Source organism: Escherichia sp. SCLE84 (assembly GCF_012584495.1).
Taxonomy (GTDB): Bacteria; Pseudomonadota; Gammaproteobacteria; order Enterobacterales; family Enterobacteriaceae; genus ECMA0423.
The window spans coordinates 2,242,685-2,258,034 of record NZ_CP051430.1 but is presented as its reverse complement, the minus strand read 5'-3'; the positions used below and the strand labels follow the sequence as shown (position 1 = coordinate 2,258,034).

15 protein-coding genes are annotated in these 15,350 nt (G+C 53.4%); 13 read left to right on the top strand and 2 right to left on the bottom strand.

Annotation, left to right across the window (positions count from 1 at the left end; genetic code table 11):
- Nucleotides 1–40 precede the first annotated feature (40 nt).
- The 9 genes from fabZ to tilS all read left to right on the top strand — a co-directional run bounded on the left by fabZ (nucleotide 41) and on the right by tilS (nucleotide 11,569).
- Entirely contained in the window at nucleotides 41–496 is a 456-nt protein-coding gene (gene fabZ / locus HGD79_RS11175) for a 3-hydroxyacyl-ACP dehydratase FabZ (RefSeq protein WP_000210739.1), read from the top strand.
- 3 nt (nucleotides 497–499) lie between these two features.
- Nucleotides 500–1,288: an acyl-ACP--UDP-N-acetylglucosamine O-acyltransferase gene (lpxA, locus tag HGD79_RS11170; RefSeq protein ID WP_000565966.1), complete on the top strand. Its 789-nt coding sequence runs from the start codon at nucleotides 500–502 to the stop codon at nucleotides 1,286–1,288.
- Nucleotides 1,288–2,436, top strand: coding sequence for a lipid-A-disaccharide synthase (gene lpxB / locus HGD79_RS11165; RefSeq protein WP_000139659.1), 1,149 nt, complete (start codon nucleotides 1,288–1,290; stop codon nucleotides 2,434–2,436). The genes lpxA and lpxB overlap by 1 nt, the downstream gene beginning before the upstream one ends.
- A complete protein-coding gene (gene rnhB, locus HGD79_RS11160; protein ID WP_000569430.1) occupies nucleotides 2,433–3,029 on the top strand; it encodes a ribonuclease HII in 597 nt (198 codons plus the stop codon). The genes lpxB and rnhB overlap by 4 nt, the downstream gene beginning before the upstream one ends.
- A gap of 36 nt (nucleotides 3,030–3,065) precedes the next feature.
- Entirely contained in the window at nucleotides 3,066–6,548 is a 3,483-nt protein-coding gene (dnaE, locus tag HGD79_RS11155) for a DNA polymerase III subunit alpha (protein WP_001294757.1), read from the top strand.
- 12 nt (nucleotides 6,549–6,560) lie between these two features.
- Nucleotides 6,561–7,520, top strand: coding sequence for an acetyl-CoA carboxylase carboxyl transferase subunit alpha (accA, locus tag HGD79_RS11150; protein WP_000055741.1), 960 nt, complete (start codon nucleotides 6,561–6,563; stop codon nucleotides 7,518–7,520).
- Between the two features lie 98 nt (nucleotides 7,521–7,618).
- Nucleotides 7,619–9,760 carry a lysine decarboxylase LdcC gene (gene ldcC / locus HGD79_RS11145; RefSeq protein WP_001020973.1) on the top strand — a complete coding sequence of 714 codons (2,142 nt, stop codon included), beginning with the start codon at nucleotides 7,619–7,621 and terminating at the stop codon, nucleotides 9,758–9,760.
- A gap of 56 nt (nucleotides 9,761–9,816) precedes the next feature.
- Entirely contained in the window at nucleotides 9,817–10,206 is a 390-nt protein-coding gene (locus HGD79_RS11140) for a VOC family protein (protein WP_000901098.1), read from the top strand.
- 64 nt (nucleotides 10,207–10,270) lie between these two features.
- A complete protein-coding gene (gene tilS / locus HGD79_RS11135; RefSeq protein ID WP_139496388.1) occupies nucleotides 10,271–11,569 on the top strand; it encodes a tRNA lysidine(34) synthetase TilS in 1,299 nt (432 codons plus the stop codon).
- A 48-nt stretch (nucleotides 11,570–11,617) separates the two neighbouring features.
- Here the strand turns inward: tilS and rof are convergent, their stop codons facing one another.
- Both rof and HGD79_RS11125 read right to left on the bottom strand, forming a co-directional pair.
- Nucleotides 11,618–11,878 carry a Rho-binding antiterminator gene (gene rof, locus HGD79_RS11130; RefSeq protein ID WP_000062312.1) on the bottom strand — a complete coding sequence of 87 codons (261 nt, stop codon included), beginning with the start codon at nucleotides 11,876–11,878 and terminating at the stop codon, nucleotides 11,618–11,620.
- Entirely contained in the window at nucleotides 11,865–12,065 is a 201-nt protein-coding gene (locus HGD79_RS11125) for a YaeP family protein (protein ID WP_000417058.1), read from the bottom strand. Before HGD79_RS11125 ends, rof begins: the two co-directional genes overlap by 14 nt.
- Nucleotides 12,066–12,230: 165 nt before the next feature.
- Between HGD79_RS11125 and HGD79_RS11120 the strand changes: the two genes are divergently transcribed.
- The 4 genes from HGD79_RS11120 to HGD79_RS11105 all read left to right on the top strand — a co-directional run bounded on the left by HGD79_RS11120 (nucleotide 12,231) and on the right by HGD79_RS11105 (nucleotide 15,149).
- Complete coding sequence (locus HGD79_RS11120; RefSeq protein WP_088748050.1) at nucleotides 12,231–12,776, top strand: YaeQ family protein; 546 nt, start codon at nucleotides 12,231–12,233, stop codon at nucleotides 12,774–12,776.
- Nucleotides 12,773–13,195, top strand: coding sequence for an alternative ribosome rescue aminoacyl-tRNA hydrolase ArfB (gene arfB, locus HGD79_RS11115; RefSeq protein ID WP_000635545.1), 423 nt, complete (start codon nucleotides 12,773–12,775; stop codon nucleotides 13,193–13,195). The genes HGD79_RS11120 and arfB overlap by 4 nt, the downstream gene beginning before the upstream one ends.
- Nucleotides 13,196–13,208: 13 nt before the next feature.
- Entirely contained in the window at nucleotides 13,209–13,919 is a 711-nt protein-coding gene (gene nlpE, locus HGD79_RS11110; protein ID WP_000239192.1) for an envelope stress response activation lipoprotein NlpE, read from the top strand.
- Nucleotides 13,920–14,168: 249 nt separating this feature from the next.
- Nucleotides 14,169–15,149, top strand: coding sequence for an IS110-like element IS621 family transposase (locus HGD79_RS11105; RefSeq protein ID WP_168848397.1), 981 nt, complete (start codon nucleotides 14,169–14,171; stop codon nucleotides 15,147–15,149).
- The last annotated feature ends 201 nt before the right edge of the window (nucleotides 15,150–15,350 follow it).

The window sequence follows — 15,350 nt, the reverse complement described above, 5'->3', positions numbered from 1 at the left end:
TTATTATTGTCGTTTCTTATATTTTGACAGGAAGAGTATCTTGACTACTAACACTCATACTCTGCAGATTGAAGAGATTTTAGAACTTCTGCCGCACCGTTTCCCGTTCTTACTGGTGGATCGCGTGCTGGATTTTGAAGAAGGTCGTTTTCTGCGCGCAGTAAAAAATGTCTCTGTCAATGAGCCATTCTTCCAGGGCCATTTCCCTGGAAAACCGATTTTCCCGGGTGTGCTGATTCTGGAAGCAATGGCACAGGCAACAGGTATTCTGGCGTTTAAAAGCGTAGGAAAACTGGAACCGGGTGAGCTGTACTACTTCGCTGGTATTGACGAAGCGCGCTTCAAGCGCCCGGTCGTGCCTGGCGATCAAATGATCATGGAAGTCACTTTCGAAAAAACGCGCCGCGGCCTGACCCGTTTTAAAGGGGTTGCTCTGGTCGATGGTAAAGTAGTTTGCGAAGCAACGATGATGTGTGCTCGTAGCCGGGAGGCCTGATAAGTGATTGATAAATCCGCCTTTGTGCATCCAACCGCCATTGTGGAAGAGGGCGCGTCAATTGGCGCGAACGCACACATTGGTCCTTTTTGTATCGTTGGACCCCATGTCGAAATTGGTGAGGGTACCGTACTGAAATCTCACGTTGTCGTGAATGGTCATACTAAAATTGGCCGCGATAATGAGATTTATCAGTTCGCCTCCATCGGCGAAGTTAACCAGGATCTGAAATATGCTGGCGAACCGACCCGTGTGGAAATCGGCGATCGTAACCGCATTCGCGAAAGCGTCACCATTCATCGTGGCACAGTCCAGGGCGGTGGATTGACGAAGGTGGGCAGCGACAACTTACTGATGATCAACGCGCACATTGCGCACGATTGTACGGTAGGTAACCGCTGTATTCTCGCCAACAACGCAACGCTGGCGGGTCACGTATCGGTTGACGACTTCGCGATCATCGGCGGCATGACCGCAGTCCATCAGTTCTGCATCATTGGTGCGCACGTGATGGTTGGCGGCTGCTCCGGTGTGGCGCAGGACGTCCCTCCTTATGTCATTGCGCAGGGTAACCACGCAACGCCGTTCGGTGTCAATATCGAAGGGCTGAAGCGCCGCGGATTCAGCCGTGAGGCGATTACCGCTATCCGCAATGCGTATAAGCTGATTTATCGTAGCGGTAAAACGCTCGATGAAGTGAAACCGGAAATTGCTGAACTGGCGGAAACATATCCGGAAGTGAAAGCCTTTACCGATTTCTTTGCACGCTCAACGCGCGGTCTGATTCGTTAATGACTGAACAGCGTCCATTAACGATTGCCCTGGTCGCCGGAGAAACCTCCGGCGATATCCTGGGGGCCGGTTTAATCCGCGCTCTGAAAGAACGTGTGCCCAACGCCCGCTTTGTTGGTGTTGCCGGGCCACGAATGCAGGCTGAAGGCTGCGAAGCCTGGTACGAAATGGAAGAACTGGCGGTGATGGGCATTGTTGAAGTGCTCGGTCGTCTGCGTCGCTTACTGCATATTCGTGCCGATCTGACAAAGCGTTTTGGCGAACTGAAGCCAGATATTTTTGTTGGTATTGATGCGCCTGACTTCAATATTACTCTTGAAGGTAACCTCAAAAAGCAGGGTATCAAAACCATTCATTACGTCAGTCCATCCGTCTGGGCGTGGCGACAGAAACGCGTTTTCAAAATAGGCAGAGCCACCGATCTGGTGCTCGCATTTCTGCCTTTCGAAAAAGCGTTTTATGACAAATACAATGTACCGTGCCGCTTTATCGGTCATACCATGGCTGATGCCATGCCGTTAGATCCAGATAAAAATGCCGCCCGTGATGTGCTGGGGATCCCTCACGATGCCCACTGCCTGGCGTTGCTACCAGGGAGCCGTGGTGCAGAAGTTGAAATGCTTAGTGCCGATTTCCTGAAAACGGCCCAGCTTTTGCGCCAGACATATCCGGATCTCGAAATCGTGGTGCCACTGGTGAATGCCAAACGCCGCGAGCAGTTTGAACGCATCAAAGCTGAAGTCGCGCCAGACCTTTCAGTTCATTTGCTGGATGGGATGGGCCGTGAGGCGATGGTCGCCAGCGATGCGGCGCTACTGGCGTCGGGTACGGCAGCCCTGGAGTGTATGCTGGCGAAATGCCCGATGGTGGTGGGATATCGCATGAAGCCTTTTACCTTCTGGTTGGCGAAGCGGCTGGTGAAAACTGATTATGTCTCGCTGCCAAATCTGCTGGCGGGCAGAGAGTTAGTCAAAGAATTATTGCAGGAAGAGTGTGAGCCGCAAAAACTGGCTGCGGCGCTGTTACCGCTGTTGGCGAACGGGAAAACCAGCCACGCGATGCACGATACCTTCCGTGAACTGCATCAGCAGATCCGCTGCAATGCCGATGAGCAGGCGGCACAAGCCGTTCTGGAGTTAGCACAATGATCGAATTTGTTTATCCGCACACGCAGCTGGTTGCGGGTGTGGATGAAGTCGGACGCGGGCCGTTAGTTGGCGCGGTCGTCACCGCTGCGGTGATCCTTGACCCGGCGCGCCCGATTGCCGGGCTGAATGATTCCAAAAAGCTGAGCGAAAAACGCCGTCTGGCGCTCTATGAAGAGATCAAAGAGAAAGCGTTGAGCTGGAGTCTGGGCCGCGCGGAACCCCACGAAATCGACGAGCTGAACATTCTTCATGCGACCATGCTGGCGATGCAGCGTGCCGTCGCTGGGCTGCATATTGCGCCGGAATATGTGTTGATTGATGGTAACCGCTGCCCGAAATTACCGATGCCTGCGATGGCTGTGGTGAAAGGCGATAGCCGCGTACCGGAAATCAGTGCCGCGTCTATCCTGGCGAAAGTGACGCGTGACGCCGAAATGGCGGCGCTGGATATTGTTTTCCCGCAATATGGTTTTGCCCAACACAAAGGGTACCCAACCGCTTTTCATCTGGAAAAACTGGCTGAACACGGCGCGACCGAACACCATCGGCGCAGCTTTGGGCCTGTCAAACGCGCACTGGGACTTGCGTCCTGATTCTTGTGTCGAGATTAAGTAAACCGGAATCTGAAGATGTCTGAACCACGTTTCGTACACCTGCGGGTGCACAGCGACTACTCGATGATCGATGGCCTGGCCAAAACCGCACCGTTGGTAAAAAAGGCGGCGGCGTTGGGTATGCCAGCACTGGCGATCACCGATTTCACCAACCTTTGTGGTCTGGTGAAGTTCTACGGAGCGGGACATGGCGCAGGGATTAAGCCTATCGTCGGGGCAGATTTTAACGTCCAGTGCGACCTGCTGGGTGATGAGTTAACCCACCTGACGGTACTGGCGGCGAACAATACCGGCTATCAGAATCTGACGTTGCTGATCTCAAAAGCGTATCAGCGCGGGTACGGTGCCGCCGGGCCGATCATCGATCGCGACTGGCTTATCGAATTAAACGAAGGGTTGATCCTTCTTTCCGGCGGACGCATGGGCGACGTCGGACGCAGTCTTTTGCGTGGTAACAGCGCGCTGGTAGATGAGTGTGTCGCGTTTTATGAAGAACACTTCCCGGATCGCTATTTTCTTGAGCTGATCCGCACCGGCAGGCCGGATGAAGAAAGCTATCTGCACGCGGCGGTGGAACTGGCGGAAGCGCGCGGTTTGCCCGTCGTGGCGACCAACGACGTGCGCTTTATCGACAGCAGCGACTTTGACGCACACGAAATCCGCGTCGCGATCCACGACGGCTTTACCCTCGACGATCCTAAACGCCCGCGTAACTATTCGCCGCAGCAATATATGCGTAGCGAAGAGGAGATGTGTGAGCTGTTTGCCGACATCCCCGAAGCCCTTGCCAACACCGTTGAGATCGCCAAACGCTGTAACGTAACCGTGCGTCTTGGTGAATACTTCCTGCCGCAGTTCCCGACCGGGGACATGAGCACCGAAGATTATCTGGTCAAGCGTGCAAAAGAGGGCCTGGAAGAGCGTCTGGCCTTTTTATTCCCTGATGAGGAAGAACGTCTTAAGCGCCGCCCGGAATATGACGAACGTCTGGAGACTGAACTTCAGGTTATCAACCAGATGGGCTTCCCGGGCTACTTCCTCATCGTTATGGAATTTATCCAGTGGTCGAAAGATAACGGCGTACCGGTAGGGCCAGGCCGTGGCTCCGGTGCGGGTTCACTGGTGGCCTACGCGCTGAAAATCACCGACCTCGATCCGCTGGAATTTGACCTGCTGTTCGAACGTTTCCTTAACCCGGAACGTGTCTCCATGCCTGACTTCGACGTTGACTTCTGTATGGAGAAACGCGATCAGGTTATCGAGCACGTAGCGGACATGTACGGTCGTGATGCGGTATCGCAGATTATCACCTTCGGTACGATGGCGGCGAAAGCGGTGATCCGCGACGTAGGCCGCGTGCTGGGGCATCCGTACGGCTTTGTCGATCGTATCTCGAAACTGATCCCGCCCGATCCGGGGATGACGCTGGCGAAAGCGTTTGAAGCCGAGCCGCAGCTGCCGGAAATCTACGAAGCGGATGAAGAAGTTAAGGCGCTGATCGACATGGCGCGCAAACTGGAAGGGGTCACCCGTAACGCCGGTAAGCACGCCGGTGGGGTGGTTATCGCACCGACCAAAATTACCGATTTTGCGCCGCTTTATTGCGATGAAGAGGGCAAACATCCGGTCACCCAGTTTGATAAAAGCGACGTTGAATACGCCGGACTGGTGAAGTTCGACTTCCTTGGTTTGCGTACGCTCACCATCATCAACTGGGCGCTGGAGATGATCAACAAGCGGCGGGCGAAGAATGGCGAGCCGCCGCTGGATATCGCCGCGATCCCGCTGGATGACAAGAAAAGCTTCGACATGCTGCAACGCTCGGAAACCACTGCGGTATTCCAGCTTGAATCGCGCGGCATGAAGGACCTGATCAAGCGTCTGCAACCTGACTGCTTCGAAGATATGATCGCCCTGGTGGCACTGTTCCGCCCCGGTCCGTTGCAATCAGGGATGGTGGATAACTTTATCGACCGTAAACATGGTCGTGAAGAGATCTCCTATCCGGACGTGCAGTGGCAGCATGAAAGCTTGAAACCGGTACTGGAGCCAACCTACGGCATCATCCTGTATCAGGAACAGGTCATGCAGATTGCCCAGGTGCTTTCTGGTTATACCCTCGGTGGCGCGGATATGCTGCGTCGTGCGATGGGGAAGAAAAAGCCGGAAGAGATGGCTAAGCAGCGTTCTGTATTTGCTGAAGGTGCAGAAAAGAACGGAATCAACGCCGAACTGGCGATGAAAATCTTCGACCTGGTGGAGAAATTCGCGGGTTACGGATTTAACAAATCGCACTCTGCGGCCTATGCTTTGGTGTCATATCAAACGTTATGGCTGAAAGCACACTATCCTGCGGAGTTTATGGCGGCGGTAATGACCGCCGATATGGACAACACCGAGAAGGTGGTGGGCCTGGTGGATGAGTGCTGGCGGATGGGGCTGAAAATCCTGCCACCAGATATAAACTCCGGTCTTTACCATTTCCACGTCAACGACGACGGCGAAATCGTGTATGGTATTGGCGCCATCAAAGGGGTAGGTGAAGGTCCGATTGAGGCCATCATCGAAGCCCGTAATAAAGGCGGCTACTTCCGCGAACTGTTTGATCTTTGCGCCCGTACCGACACCAAAAAGTTAAACCGGCGGGTGCTGGAAAAACTGATCATGTCCGGGGCGTTTGACCGTCTTGGACCACACCGCGCGGCACTGATGAACTCGCTGGGCGATGCGTTAAAAGCGGCAGATCAACACGCGAAAGCGGAAGCTATCGGTCAGGCCGATATGTTCGGCGTGCTGGCCGAAGAGCCGGAACAAATTGAACAATCCTACGCCAGCTGCCAACCGTGGCCGGAGCAGGTGGTATTAGATGGGGAACGTGAAACGTTAGGCCTGTACCTGACCGGACACCCTATCAACCAGTATTTAAAAGAGATTGAGCGTTATGTCGGAGGCGTAAGGCTGAAAGACATGCACCCGACAGAACGTGGTAAAGTCATCACGGCTGCGGGGCTCGTTGTTGCCGCGCGGGTTATGGTCACCAAGCGCGGCAATCGTATCGGTATCTGCACGCTGGATGACCGTTCCGGGCGGCTGGAAGTGATGTTGTTTACTGACGCCCTGGATAAATACCAGCAATTGCTGGAAAAAGACCGCATACTTATCGTCAGCGGACAGGTCAGCTTTGATGACTTCAGCGGTGGGCTTAAAATGACCGCTCGCGAAGTGATGGATATTGACGAAGCCCGGGAAAAATATGCTCGCGGGCTTGCTATCTCGCTGACGGACAGGCAAATTGATGACCAGCTTTTAAACCGACTCCGTCAGTCTCTGGAACCCCACCGCTCTGGGACAATTCCAGTACATCTCTACTATCAGAGGGCGGATGCACGCGCGCGGTTGCGTTTTGGCGCGACGTGGCGTGTCTCTCCGAGCGATCGTTTATTAAACGATCTCCGTGGCCTCATTGGTTCGGAGCAGGTGGAACTGGAGTTTGACTAATACAGGAATACTATGAGTCTGAATTTCCTTGATTTTGAACAGCCGATTGCAGAGCTGGAAGCGAAAATCGATTCTCTGACTGCGGTTAGCCGTCAGGATGAGAAACTGGATATTAACATCGATGAAGAAGTGCATCGTCTGCGTGAAAAAAGCGTAGAACTGACACGTAAAATCTTCGCCGATCTCGGTGCATGGCAGATTGCGCAACTGGCACGCCATCCACAGCGTCCTTATACCCTGGATTACGTTCGCCTGGCATTTGATGAATTTGACGAACTGGCTGGCGACCGCGCGTATGCAGACGATAAAGCTATCGTCGGTGGTATCGCCCGTCTTGACGGTCGTCCGGTGATGATCATTGGTCATCAAAAAGGTCGTGAAACCAAAGAAAAAATTCGCCGTAACTTTGGTATGCCAGCGCCAGAAGGTTACCGCAAAGCACTGCGTCTGATGCAAATGGCTGAACGCTTTAAGATGCCTATCATCACCTTTATCGACACCCCGGGGGCTTATCCTGGCGTGGGCGCAGAAGAGCGTGGTCAGTCTGAAGCCATTGCACGCAACCTGCGTGAAATGTCTCGCCTCGGCGTACCGGTAGTTTGTACGGTTATCGGTGAAGGTGGTTCTGGCGGTGCGCTGGCGATTGGCGTGGGCGATAAAGTGAATATGCTGCAATACAGCACCTATTCCGTTATCTCGCCGGAAGGTTGTGCGTCCATTCTGTGGAAGAGCGCCGACAAAGCGCCGCTGGCGGCTGAAGCGATGGGTATCATCGCTCCGCGTCTGAAAGAGCTGAAACTGATCGACTCCATCATCCCGGAACCGCTGGGCGGCGCTCACCGTAACCCGGAAGCGATGGCGGCATCGTTGAAAGCGCAACTGCTGGCGGATCTGGCCGATCTCGATGTGTTAAGCACTGAAGATTTAAAAAATCGTCGTTATCAGCGCCTGATGAGCTACGGTTACGCGTAATTCGCAAAAGTTCTGAAAAAGGGTCACTTCGGTGGCCCTTTTTTATCGCCACGGTTTGAGCAGGCTATGATTAAGGAAGGATTTTCCAGGAGGAACACATGAACATCATTGCCATTATGGGACCGCATGGCGTCTTTTATAAAGATGAGCCCATCAAAGAACTGGAGTCGGCGCTGGTGGCGCAAGGCTTTCAGATTATCTGGCCACAAAACAGCGTTGATTTGCTGAAATTTATCGAACATAACCCTCGAATTTGCGGCGTGATTTTTGACTGGGATGAGTACAGTCTCGATTTATGCAGCGATATCAATCAACTTAATGAATATCTCCCGCTTTATGCCTTCATCAACACCCACTCGACGATGGATGTCAGCGTGCAGGATATGCGGATGGCGCTCTGGTTTTTTGAATATGCGCTGGGGCAGGCGGAAGATATCGCCATTCGTATGCGTCAGTACACCGACGAATATCTTGATAACATTACACCGCCGTTCACGAAAGCCTTGTTTACCTACGTTAAAGAGCGGAAGTACACCTTTTGTACGCCGGGGCATATGGGCGGCACCGCATATCAAAAAAGCCCGGTTGGCTGCCTGTTTTATGATTTTTTCGGCGGGAATACCCTCAAGGCTGATGTCTCTATTTCGGTCACCGAGCTTGGTTCGTTGCTCGACCACACCGGGCCACACCTGGAAGCGGAAGAGTACATCGCGCGGACTTTTGGCGCGGAACAGAGTTATATCGTTACCAACGGAACATCGACGTCGAACAAAATTGTGGGTATGTACGCCGCGCCATCCGGCAGTACGCTGTTGATCGACCGCAATTGTCATAAATCGCTGGCGCATCTGTTGATGATGAACGATGTAGTGCCAGTCTGGCTGAAACCGACGCGTAATGCGTTGGGGATTCTTGGTGGGATCCCGCGCCGTGAATTTACTCGCGACAGCATCGAAGAGAAAGTCGCTGCCACCACGCAGGCACAATGGCCGGTTCATGCGGTGATTACCAACTCCACCTATGATGGCTTGCTCTACAACACCGACTGGATCAAACAGACGCTGGATGTCCCGTCGATCCACTTCGATTCCGCCTGGGTGCCGTACACCCATTTTCATCCGATCTACCAGGGGAAAAGTGGTATGAGCGGCGAGCGTGTTGCGGGAAAAGTGATCTTCGAAACGCAATCGACCCACAAAATGCTGGCGGCGTTATCGCAGGCTTCGCTGATCCACATTAAAGGCGAGTATGACGAAGAGGCGTTTAACGAAGCCTTTATGATGCATACCACCACCTCGCCCAGTTATCCCATTGTTGCTTCGGTTGAGACGGCGGCGGCGATGCTGCGTGGTAATCCGGGCAAACGGCTGATTAACCGTTCGGTGGAGCGGGCGCTGCATTTTCGCAAAGAGGTCCAGCGGTTGCGGGAAGAGTCTGACGGTTGGTTTTTCGATATCTGGCAACCGCCGCAGGTGGATGAAGCCGAATGCTGGCCCGTTGCGCCAGGCGAACAGTGGCACGGCTTTAACGATGCGGATGCCGATCATATGTTTCTCGATCCGGTTAAAGTCACTATTTTGACACCGGGGATGGACGAACAGGGCAATATGAGCGAGGAGGGGATCCCGGCAGCGCTGGTGGCAAAATTCCTCGACGAACGTGGGATCGTAGTAGAGAAAACCGGCCCTTATAACCTGCTGTTTCTCTTTAGTATTGGTATCGATAAAACCAAAGCAATGGGATTATTGCGTGGGTTGACGGAATTTAAACGCTCTTACGATCTCAACCTGCGGATCAAAAATATGCTACCCGATCTCTATGCTGAAGATCCCGATTTCTACCGCAATATGCGTATTCAGGATCTGGCGCAAGGGATCCATAAGCTGATTCGTAAACACGATCTTCCCGGTTTGATGTTGCGGGCATTCGATACTTTGCCGGAAATGATCATGACGCCACATCAGGCATGGCAGAGACAGATTAAAGGTGAAGTAGAAACCATTGCGCTGGAACAACTGGTCGGTAGAGTATCGGCAAATATGATCCTGCCTTATCCACCGGGCGTACCGCTGTTGATGCCAGGAGAAATGCTGACCAAAGAGAGCCGCACGGTACTCGATTTTCTACTGATGCTTTGTTCCGTAGGGCAACATTACCCCGGTTTTGAAACGGATATTCACGGCGCGAAACAGGACGAAGACGGCGTTTACCGCGTACGAGTCCTAAAAATGGCGGGATAACTTGCCAGAGCGGCTTCCGGGCGAGTAACGTGCTGTTAACAAATAAAGGAGACGTTATGCTGGGTTTAAAACAGGTTCACCATATTGCGATTATTGCGACGGATTATGCGGTGAGCAAAGCTTTCTACTGCGATATTCTTGGTTTCACGCTGCAAAGCGAAGTCTATCGCGAAGCGCGCGACTCGTGGAAAGGGGATTTGGCGCTTAATGGGCAATATGTGATTGAGCTTTTCTCTTTTCCGTTCCCGCCGGAGCGCCCCAGCCGACCGGAAGCTTGCGGCCTGCGTCATCTGGCTTTTAGCGTTGATGATATCGATGCGGCAGTGGCGCACCTTGAAAGCCATAACGTGAAGTGTGAAGCCATCCGTGTCGATCCATACACGCAAAAACGCTTCACGTTCTTTAACGATCCGGACGGGCTGCCGTTGGAACTGTATGAGCAGTAAGGCTTGTCATCGCCGCATTTGCCCGGTAACGTGCCGGGCATTGCTACTGTAAAATCGCACCATCATGACACTCACGCTCAATAGACAACTTCTCACCTTACGCCAGATTCTGGTGGCCTTTAGCGGCGGGCTTGACTCCACCGTTCTGCTGCATCAGTTGGTGCAGTGGCGGACGGAAAATCCGGGCGTCACTCTACGCGCTATCCATGTGCATCACGGTTTAAGTGCCAATGCCGATGCCTGGGTTAGGCATTGCGAGAACATCTGCCAACAGTGGCAGGTGCCGCTGGTGGTCGAGCGCGTGCAACTTGCGCAAGAAGGACTGGGCATTGAGGCCCAGGCGCGGCAGGCGCGTTATCAGGCATTTGCCCGCACCTTGTTGCCCGGTGAAGTGCTGGTCACCGCGCAACATCTCGACGATCAATGTGAAACTTTTCTGCTGGCGCTAAAACGCGGTAGCGGCCCTGCCGGGCTTTCGGCTATGGCGGAAGTTTCGGAGTTTGCCGGAACACGGCTTATCCGCCCGTTGCTTGCCCGCACGCGGGGGGAACTGGCGCAGTGGGCATTGGCGCATGGTTTACGCTGGATTGAAGACGAAAGTAATCAGGACGACTCATACGATCGTAACTTTCTGCGCCTGCGCGTAGTGCCGTTATTGCAGCAGCGTTGGCCGCATTTTGCGGAAGCAACGGCCCGCAGCGCCGCACTTTGTGCTGAACAAGAGAGCCTGCTGGATGAACTGCTGGCAGATGATTTAGCGCACTGCCAAACGCCGCAGGGGACGCTGCAGATTGCGCCAATGATGACGATGAGTGATGCCCGTCGCGCGGCGATTATCCGTCGCTGGCTGGCAGGGCAGAATGCACCAATGCCTTCCCGCGACGCGCTGGTGCGGATCTGGCAGGAAGTGGCGCTGGCGCGGGAAGATGCCTCCCCCTGTTTACGTTTGGGCGCGTTTGAAATCCGCCGCTATCAGTCGCAACTGTGGTGGATTAAATCCGTCACCGGGCAAAGCGAAAACATTGTGCCGTGGCAGACGTGGCTTCAACCGCTGGAATTACCGGCGGGGCTGGGAAGTGTACAGCTTAATGCGGGAGGCGATATTCGCCCTCCGCGTGTAGACGAAGCGGTCAGCGTGCGTTTCAAAGCGCCAGGATTGCTGCATATTGTCGGGCGTAACGGCGGACGTAAGCTAAAGAAAATCTGGCAAGAGCTGGGCGTGCCGCCGTGGCTACGTGACACCACGCCACTGCTGTTTTATGGCGAAACGCTGATTGCGGCGGCAGGGGTATTTGTGACGCAAGAAGGTGTGGCTGAAGGTGAGAAGGGCGTAAGTTTTGTCTGGCAGAAAACGCTTAGTTAAGTGAAAGCCGGATAAGACGCATCAAACGTCGCATCCGGCGAAAGTCAATCAGGATTCGCTTACCACCACCGTACCGATTTCCGGGTGGCTAAAGCTGGTAATTTTATCCAGACGCAGCTCGCGAGTTTCGCCAGCGGCCTCGACGACCAGATACTCCACATTTTTGCGGGAGACTAAATCACTGGCTTTTGCCTGCAATTTTTCGCCATCTTTCAGCTCAAGTGTCAGCATTAAATGATGCTGGCAGGCGAGCTCAAGATTATCGTAATCATCACAATTGATTGGTTGATACGTATCATTCATTGACATAATCGCTCACCAGTAAGTTTGCCGCAGCGTATGCTGCTTTTTCCCTGACAGCCTCAGAAAGGGCGTCGTCGGCAGCCATTTCATTCAGCACTTTCAAAACGCAGCCCAGCGCGTCCGGAACGTATCCTAAGTCTCCGCTGGCGATTTCCGCGTACCGCTTGCGTATTAACTCACAATATTTTTCCACATGCCCTCCTGTCAGCACTCTGACTTAACCGTGGATGCAAGTCTAAGCCTACGAAGATAAACTCTGTTTCGCAAGGTGACTATACCACACTCATTTCTGCAATATCAGCGCCGCAACTGCACGTATTCCGTTACAATGGCCTCCTGATTCGAAAGGAGTTTTCTTATGGCGCTTAAAGCGACAATTTATAAAGCGACGGTTAATGTGGCCGATCTCGACCGTAACCAGTTTCTCGATGCCTCTCTGACGCTGGCGCGCCATCCTTCAGAAACCCAGGAGCGTATGATGCTGCGCTTGCTGGCGTGGCTGAAATATGCCGATGAACGTCTGCAATTTACCCGTGGTTTGTGTGCCGATGATGAGCCGGAAGCGTGGCTGCGTAACGATCACCTGGGCATTGATTTGTGGATTGAGCTGGGGCTGCCGGATGAGCGACGAATTAAGAAAGCCTGCACCCAGGCCGCAGAAGTGGCGCTGTTTACCTATAATAGTCGGGCGGCGCAAATCTGGTGGCAGCACAATCAGAGCAAATGTGCGCAGTTTGCCAATCTTTCCGTCTGGTATCTGGACGACGAGCAGCTGGCGAAAGTGAGTGCCTTTGCCGATCGTACCATGACGCTGCAGGCAACGATTCAGGATGGCGTGATCTGGTTATCGGACGATAAGAATAATCTGGAAGTTAACTTAACCGCCTGGCAACAACCTTCATGATTGTGATTTCCCGACATGTTGCTATTCCCGATGGTGAGCTTGAGATCACCGCCATTCGTGCGCAGGGCGCGGGCGGGCAGCATGTTAATAAGACCTCAACGGCCATTCATCTGCGTTTTGACATTCGGGCGTCCAGCCTGCCAGAGTATTACAAAGAGCGTCTACTCGCCGCCAGCCATCATTTGATCAGCAGTGATGGCGTGATTGTCATTAAGGCACAGGAATACCGCAGTCAGGAACTGAACCGCGAAGCCGCGCTAGCCCGGCTGGTGGCAGTGATTAAAGATTTAACAACAGAACAAAAAGCCCGACGACCCACGCGGCCCACCCGTGCATCGAAAGAGCGCAGGCTGGCATCGAAAGCACAAAAATCAAGCGTGAAGGCGATGCGCGGCAAAGTACGCAGCGGTCGGGAATAAAAAGAAGGAATAGATGGTGAAAAAAGCGATAGTGACAGCGATGGCTGTAATCAGCCTCTTTACTCTGATGGGATGTAATAACCGGGCCGAAGTCGATACGCTTTCTCCAGCACAGGCTGCCGAACTGAAACCGATGCCGCAAAGTTGGCGCGGCGTGCTGCCGTGTGCTGATTGCGAAGGAATCGAAACCTCTCTGTTCCTCGAAAAAGACGGAACATGGGTGATGAATGAGCGTTATCTCGGTGCTCGTGAAGAACCTTCCTCCTTCGCTTCCTACGGTACATGGGCGCGAACCGCTGACAAGCTGGTATTAACCGACAGCAAAGGTGAAAAGTCATATTATCGGGCGAAAGGCGATGCGCTGGAGATGCTCGATCGTGAAGGCAATCCGATTGAATCGCAGTTCAACTATACGCTGGAACCGGCACAATCTAGTTTACCTATGACGCCGATGACCCTGCGAGGCATGTATTTTTATATGGCTGATGCGGCGACCTTCACTGATTGCGCGACCGGAAAACGTTTCATGGTAGCGAATAACGCAGAGCTGGAGCGTAGCTACCTGGCTGCGCGCGGTCACAGTGAAAAACCGGTGTTACTGTCAGTAGAAGGTCACTTTACGCTTGAGGCTAATCCGGATACTGGTGCGCCAACCAAAGTATTAGCGCCCGATACGGCGGGTAAATTTTACCCGAATAAGGATTGCAGTAGTTTGGGGCAGTAAACCTGCTTAAGGCAGAAACAAACGCAAAATTGCCTGATGCGCTGCGCTTATCAGGCCTTGTATTATCCCTCCAGTGCAGAGAAAATCGGCCAGTTTTCTCTGCCTGCAGTCCGCATGCCGTATCGGGCCTTGGGTTCTAACCTGTTGCGTAGATTTATGCAGCGGACTGCCTTTCTCCCAAAGTGATAAACCGGACAGTATCATGGACCGGTTTTCCCGGTAATCCGTATTTGCAAGGTTGGTTTCACTATGGAACATGAACTTCATTATATCGGTATCGACACCGCTAAAGAGAAACTGGATGTCGATGTGTTGCGTCCTGATGGTCGTCATCGCACCAAAAAATTCGCTAACACCACTAAAGGGCACGATGAGCTGGTGAGCTGGCTGAAAGGTCACAAGATTGACCATGCGCATATCTGCATCGAAGCGACCGGCACCTATATGGAACCTGTCGCTGAGTGCCTTTACGATGCTGGCTACATAGTGTCAGTCATTAATCCTGCGCTGGGTAAAGCTTTCGCTCAGAGTGAAGGACTGCGTAACAAGACTGATACCGTGGATGCGCGCATGCTGGCAGAGTTCTGTCGTCAGAAGCGCCCTGCAGCCTGGGAAGCGCCTCACCCGCTTGAACGCGCGTTGCGTGCCCTGGTAGTCCGCCACCAGGCGCTGACAGATATGCACACGCAGGAACTGAATCGCACTGAAACGGCGCGGGAAGTCCAGAGACCGAGCATTGATGCTCACCTTCTGTGGCTTGAAGCAGAGCTGAAGCGTCTTGAGAAGCAGATAAAAGACCTGACAGACGATGATCCGGATATGAAACACCGCAGGAAACTGCTGGAAAGCATCCCGGGTATCGGAGAGAAAACATCTGCGGTATTGCTGGCTTATATCGGTCTGAAGGACCGCTTCGCCCATGCCAGACAGTTCGCCGCTTTTGCGGGTCTGACACCACGGCGTTATGAATCAGGTAGCAGTGTGAGAGGGGCGAGCCGGATGAGTAAGGCCGGACATGTGTCGCTTCGCAGGGCGTTGTATATGCCCGCAATGGTAGCCACCAGTAAGACTGAGTGGGGACGGGCGTTCCGCGACCGTCTGGCGGCTAATGGCAAGAAAGGAAAGGTGATTCTCGGCGTGATGATGCGCAAGCTGGCACAGGTGGCGTATGGAGTGCTGAAGTCAGGCGTGCCGTTCGATGCGTCACGGCATAATCCGGTAGCGGCGTAAAAATCGCGGAAGGGATGAAAAAAACAGCGCCTGACGGCGCTGTGTCTGGCATGCCTGCAATCCGGGAAACCGGACCAGGAAAAAACTTGCAGGCCATAACAGTATCTACGTGAATTCTGCAATATATTGAATCTGCATGCTTTTGTAGGCCGGATAAGGCGTTCACGACGCATCCGGCATTTTGTGCACGAGGCTGGCTTT

Excerpts from the sequence above, each read along its gene's own strand:
- lpxB (WP_000139659.1), top strand. The coding sequence starts at position 1,288 with ATGACTGAACAGCGTCCATTAACGATTGCCCTGGTCGCCGGAGAAACC.
- rnhB (WP_000569430.1), top strand. The coding sequence starts at position 2,433 with ATGATCGAATTTGTTTATCCGCACACGCAGCTGGTTGCGGGTGTGGAT.
- dnaE (WP_001294757.1), top strand. The coding sequence starts at position 3,066 with ATGTCTGAACCACGTTTCGTACACCTGCGGGTGCACAGCGACTACTCG.
- accA (WP_000055741.1), top strand. The coding sequence starts at position 6,561 with ATGAGTCTGAATTTCCTTGATTTTGAACAGCCGATTGCAGAGCTGGAA.
- ldcC (WP_001020973.1), top strand. The coding sequence starts at position 7,619 with ATGAACATCATTGCCATTATGGGACCGCATGGCGTCTTTTATAAAGAT.
- HGD79_RS11140 (WP_000901098.1), top strand. The coding sequence starts at position 9,817 with ATGCTGGGTTTAAAACAGGTTCACCATATTGCGATTATTGCGACGGAT.
- tilS (WP_139496388.1), top strand. The coding sequence starts at position 10,271 with ATGACACTCACGCTCAATAGACAACTTCTCACCTTACGCCAGATTCTG.
- rof (WP_000062312.1), bottom strand. The coding sequence starts at position 11,878 with ATGTCAATGAATGATACGTATCAACCAATCAATTGTGATGATTACGAT.
- HGD79_RS11120 (WP_088748050.1), top strand. The coding sequence starts at position 12,231 with ATGGCGCTTAAAGCGACAATTTATAAAGCGACGGTTAATGTGGCCGAT.
- arfB (WP_000635545.1), top strand. The coding sequence starts at position 12,773 with ATGATTGTGATTTCCCGACATGTTGCTATTCCCGATGGTGAGCTTGAG.
- nlpE (WP_000239192.1), top strand. The coding sequence starts at position 13,209 with ATGGTGAAAAAAGCGATAGTGACAGCGATGGCTGTAATCAGCCTCTTT.
- HGD79_RS11105 (WP_168848397.1), top strand. The coding sequence starts at position 14,169 with ATGGAACATGAACTTCATTATATCGGTATCGACACCGCTAAAGAGAAA.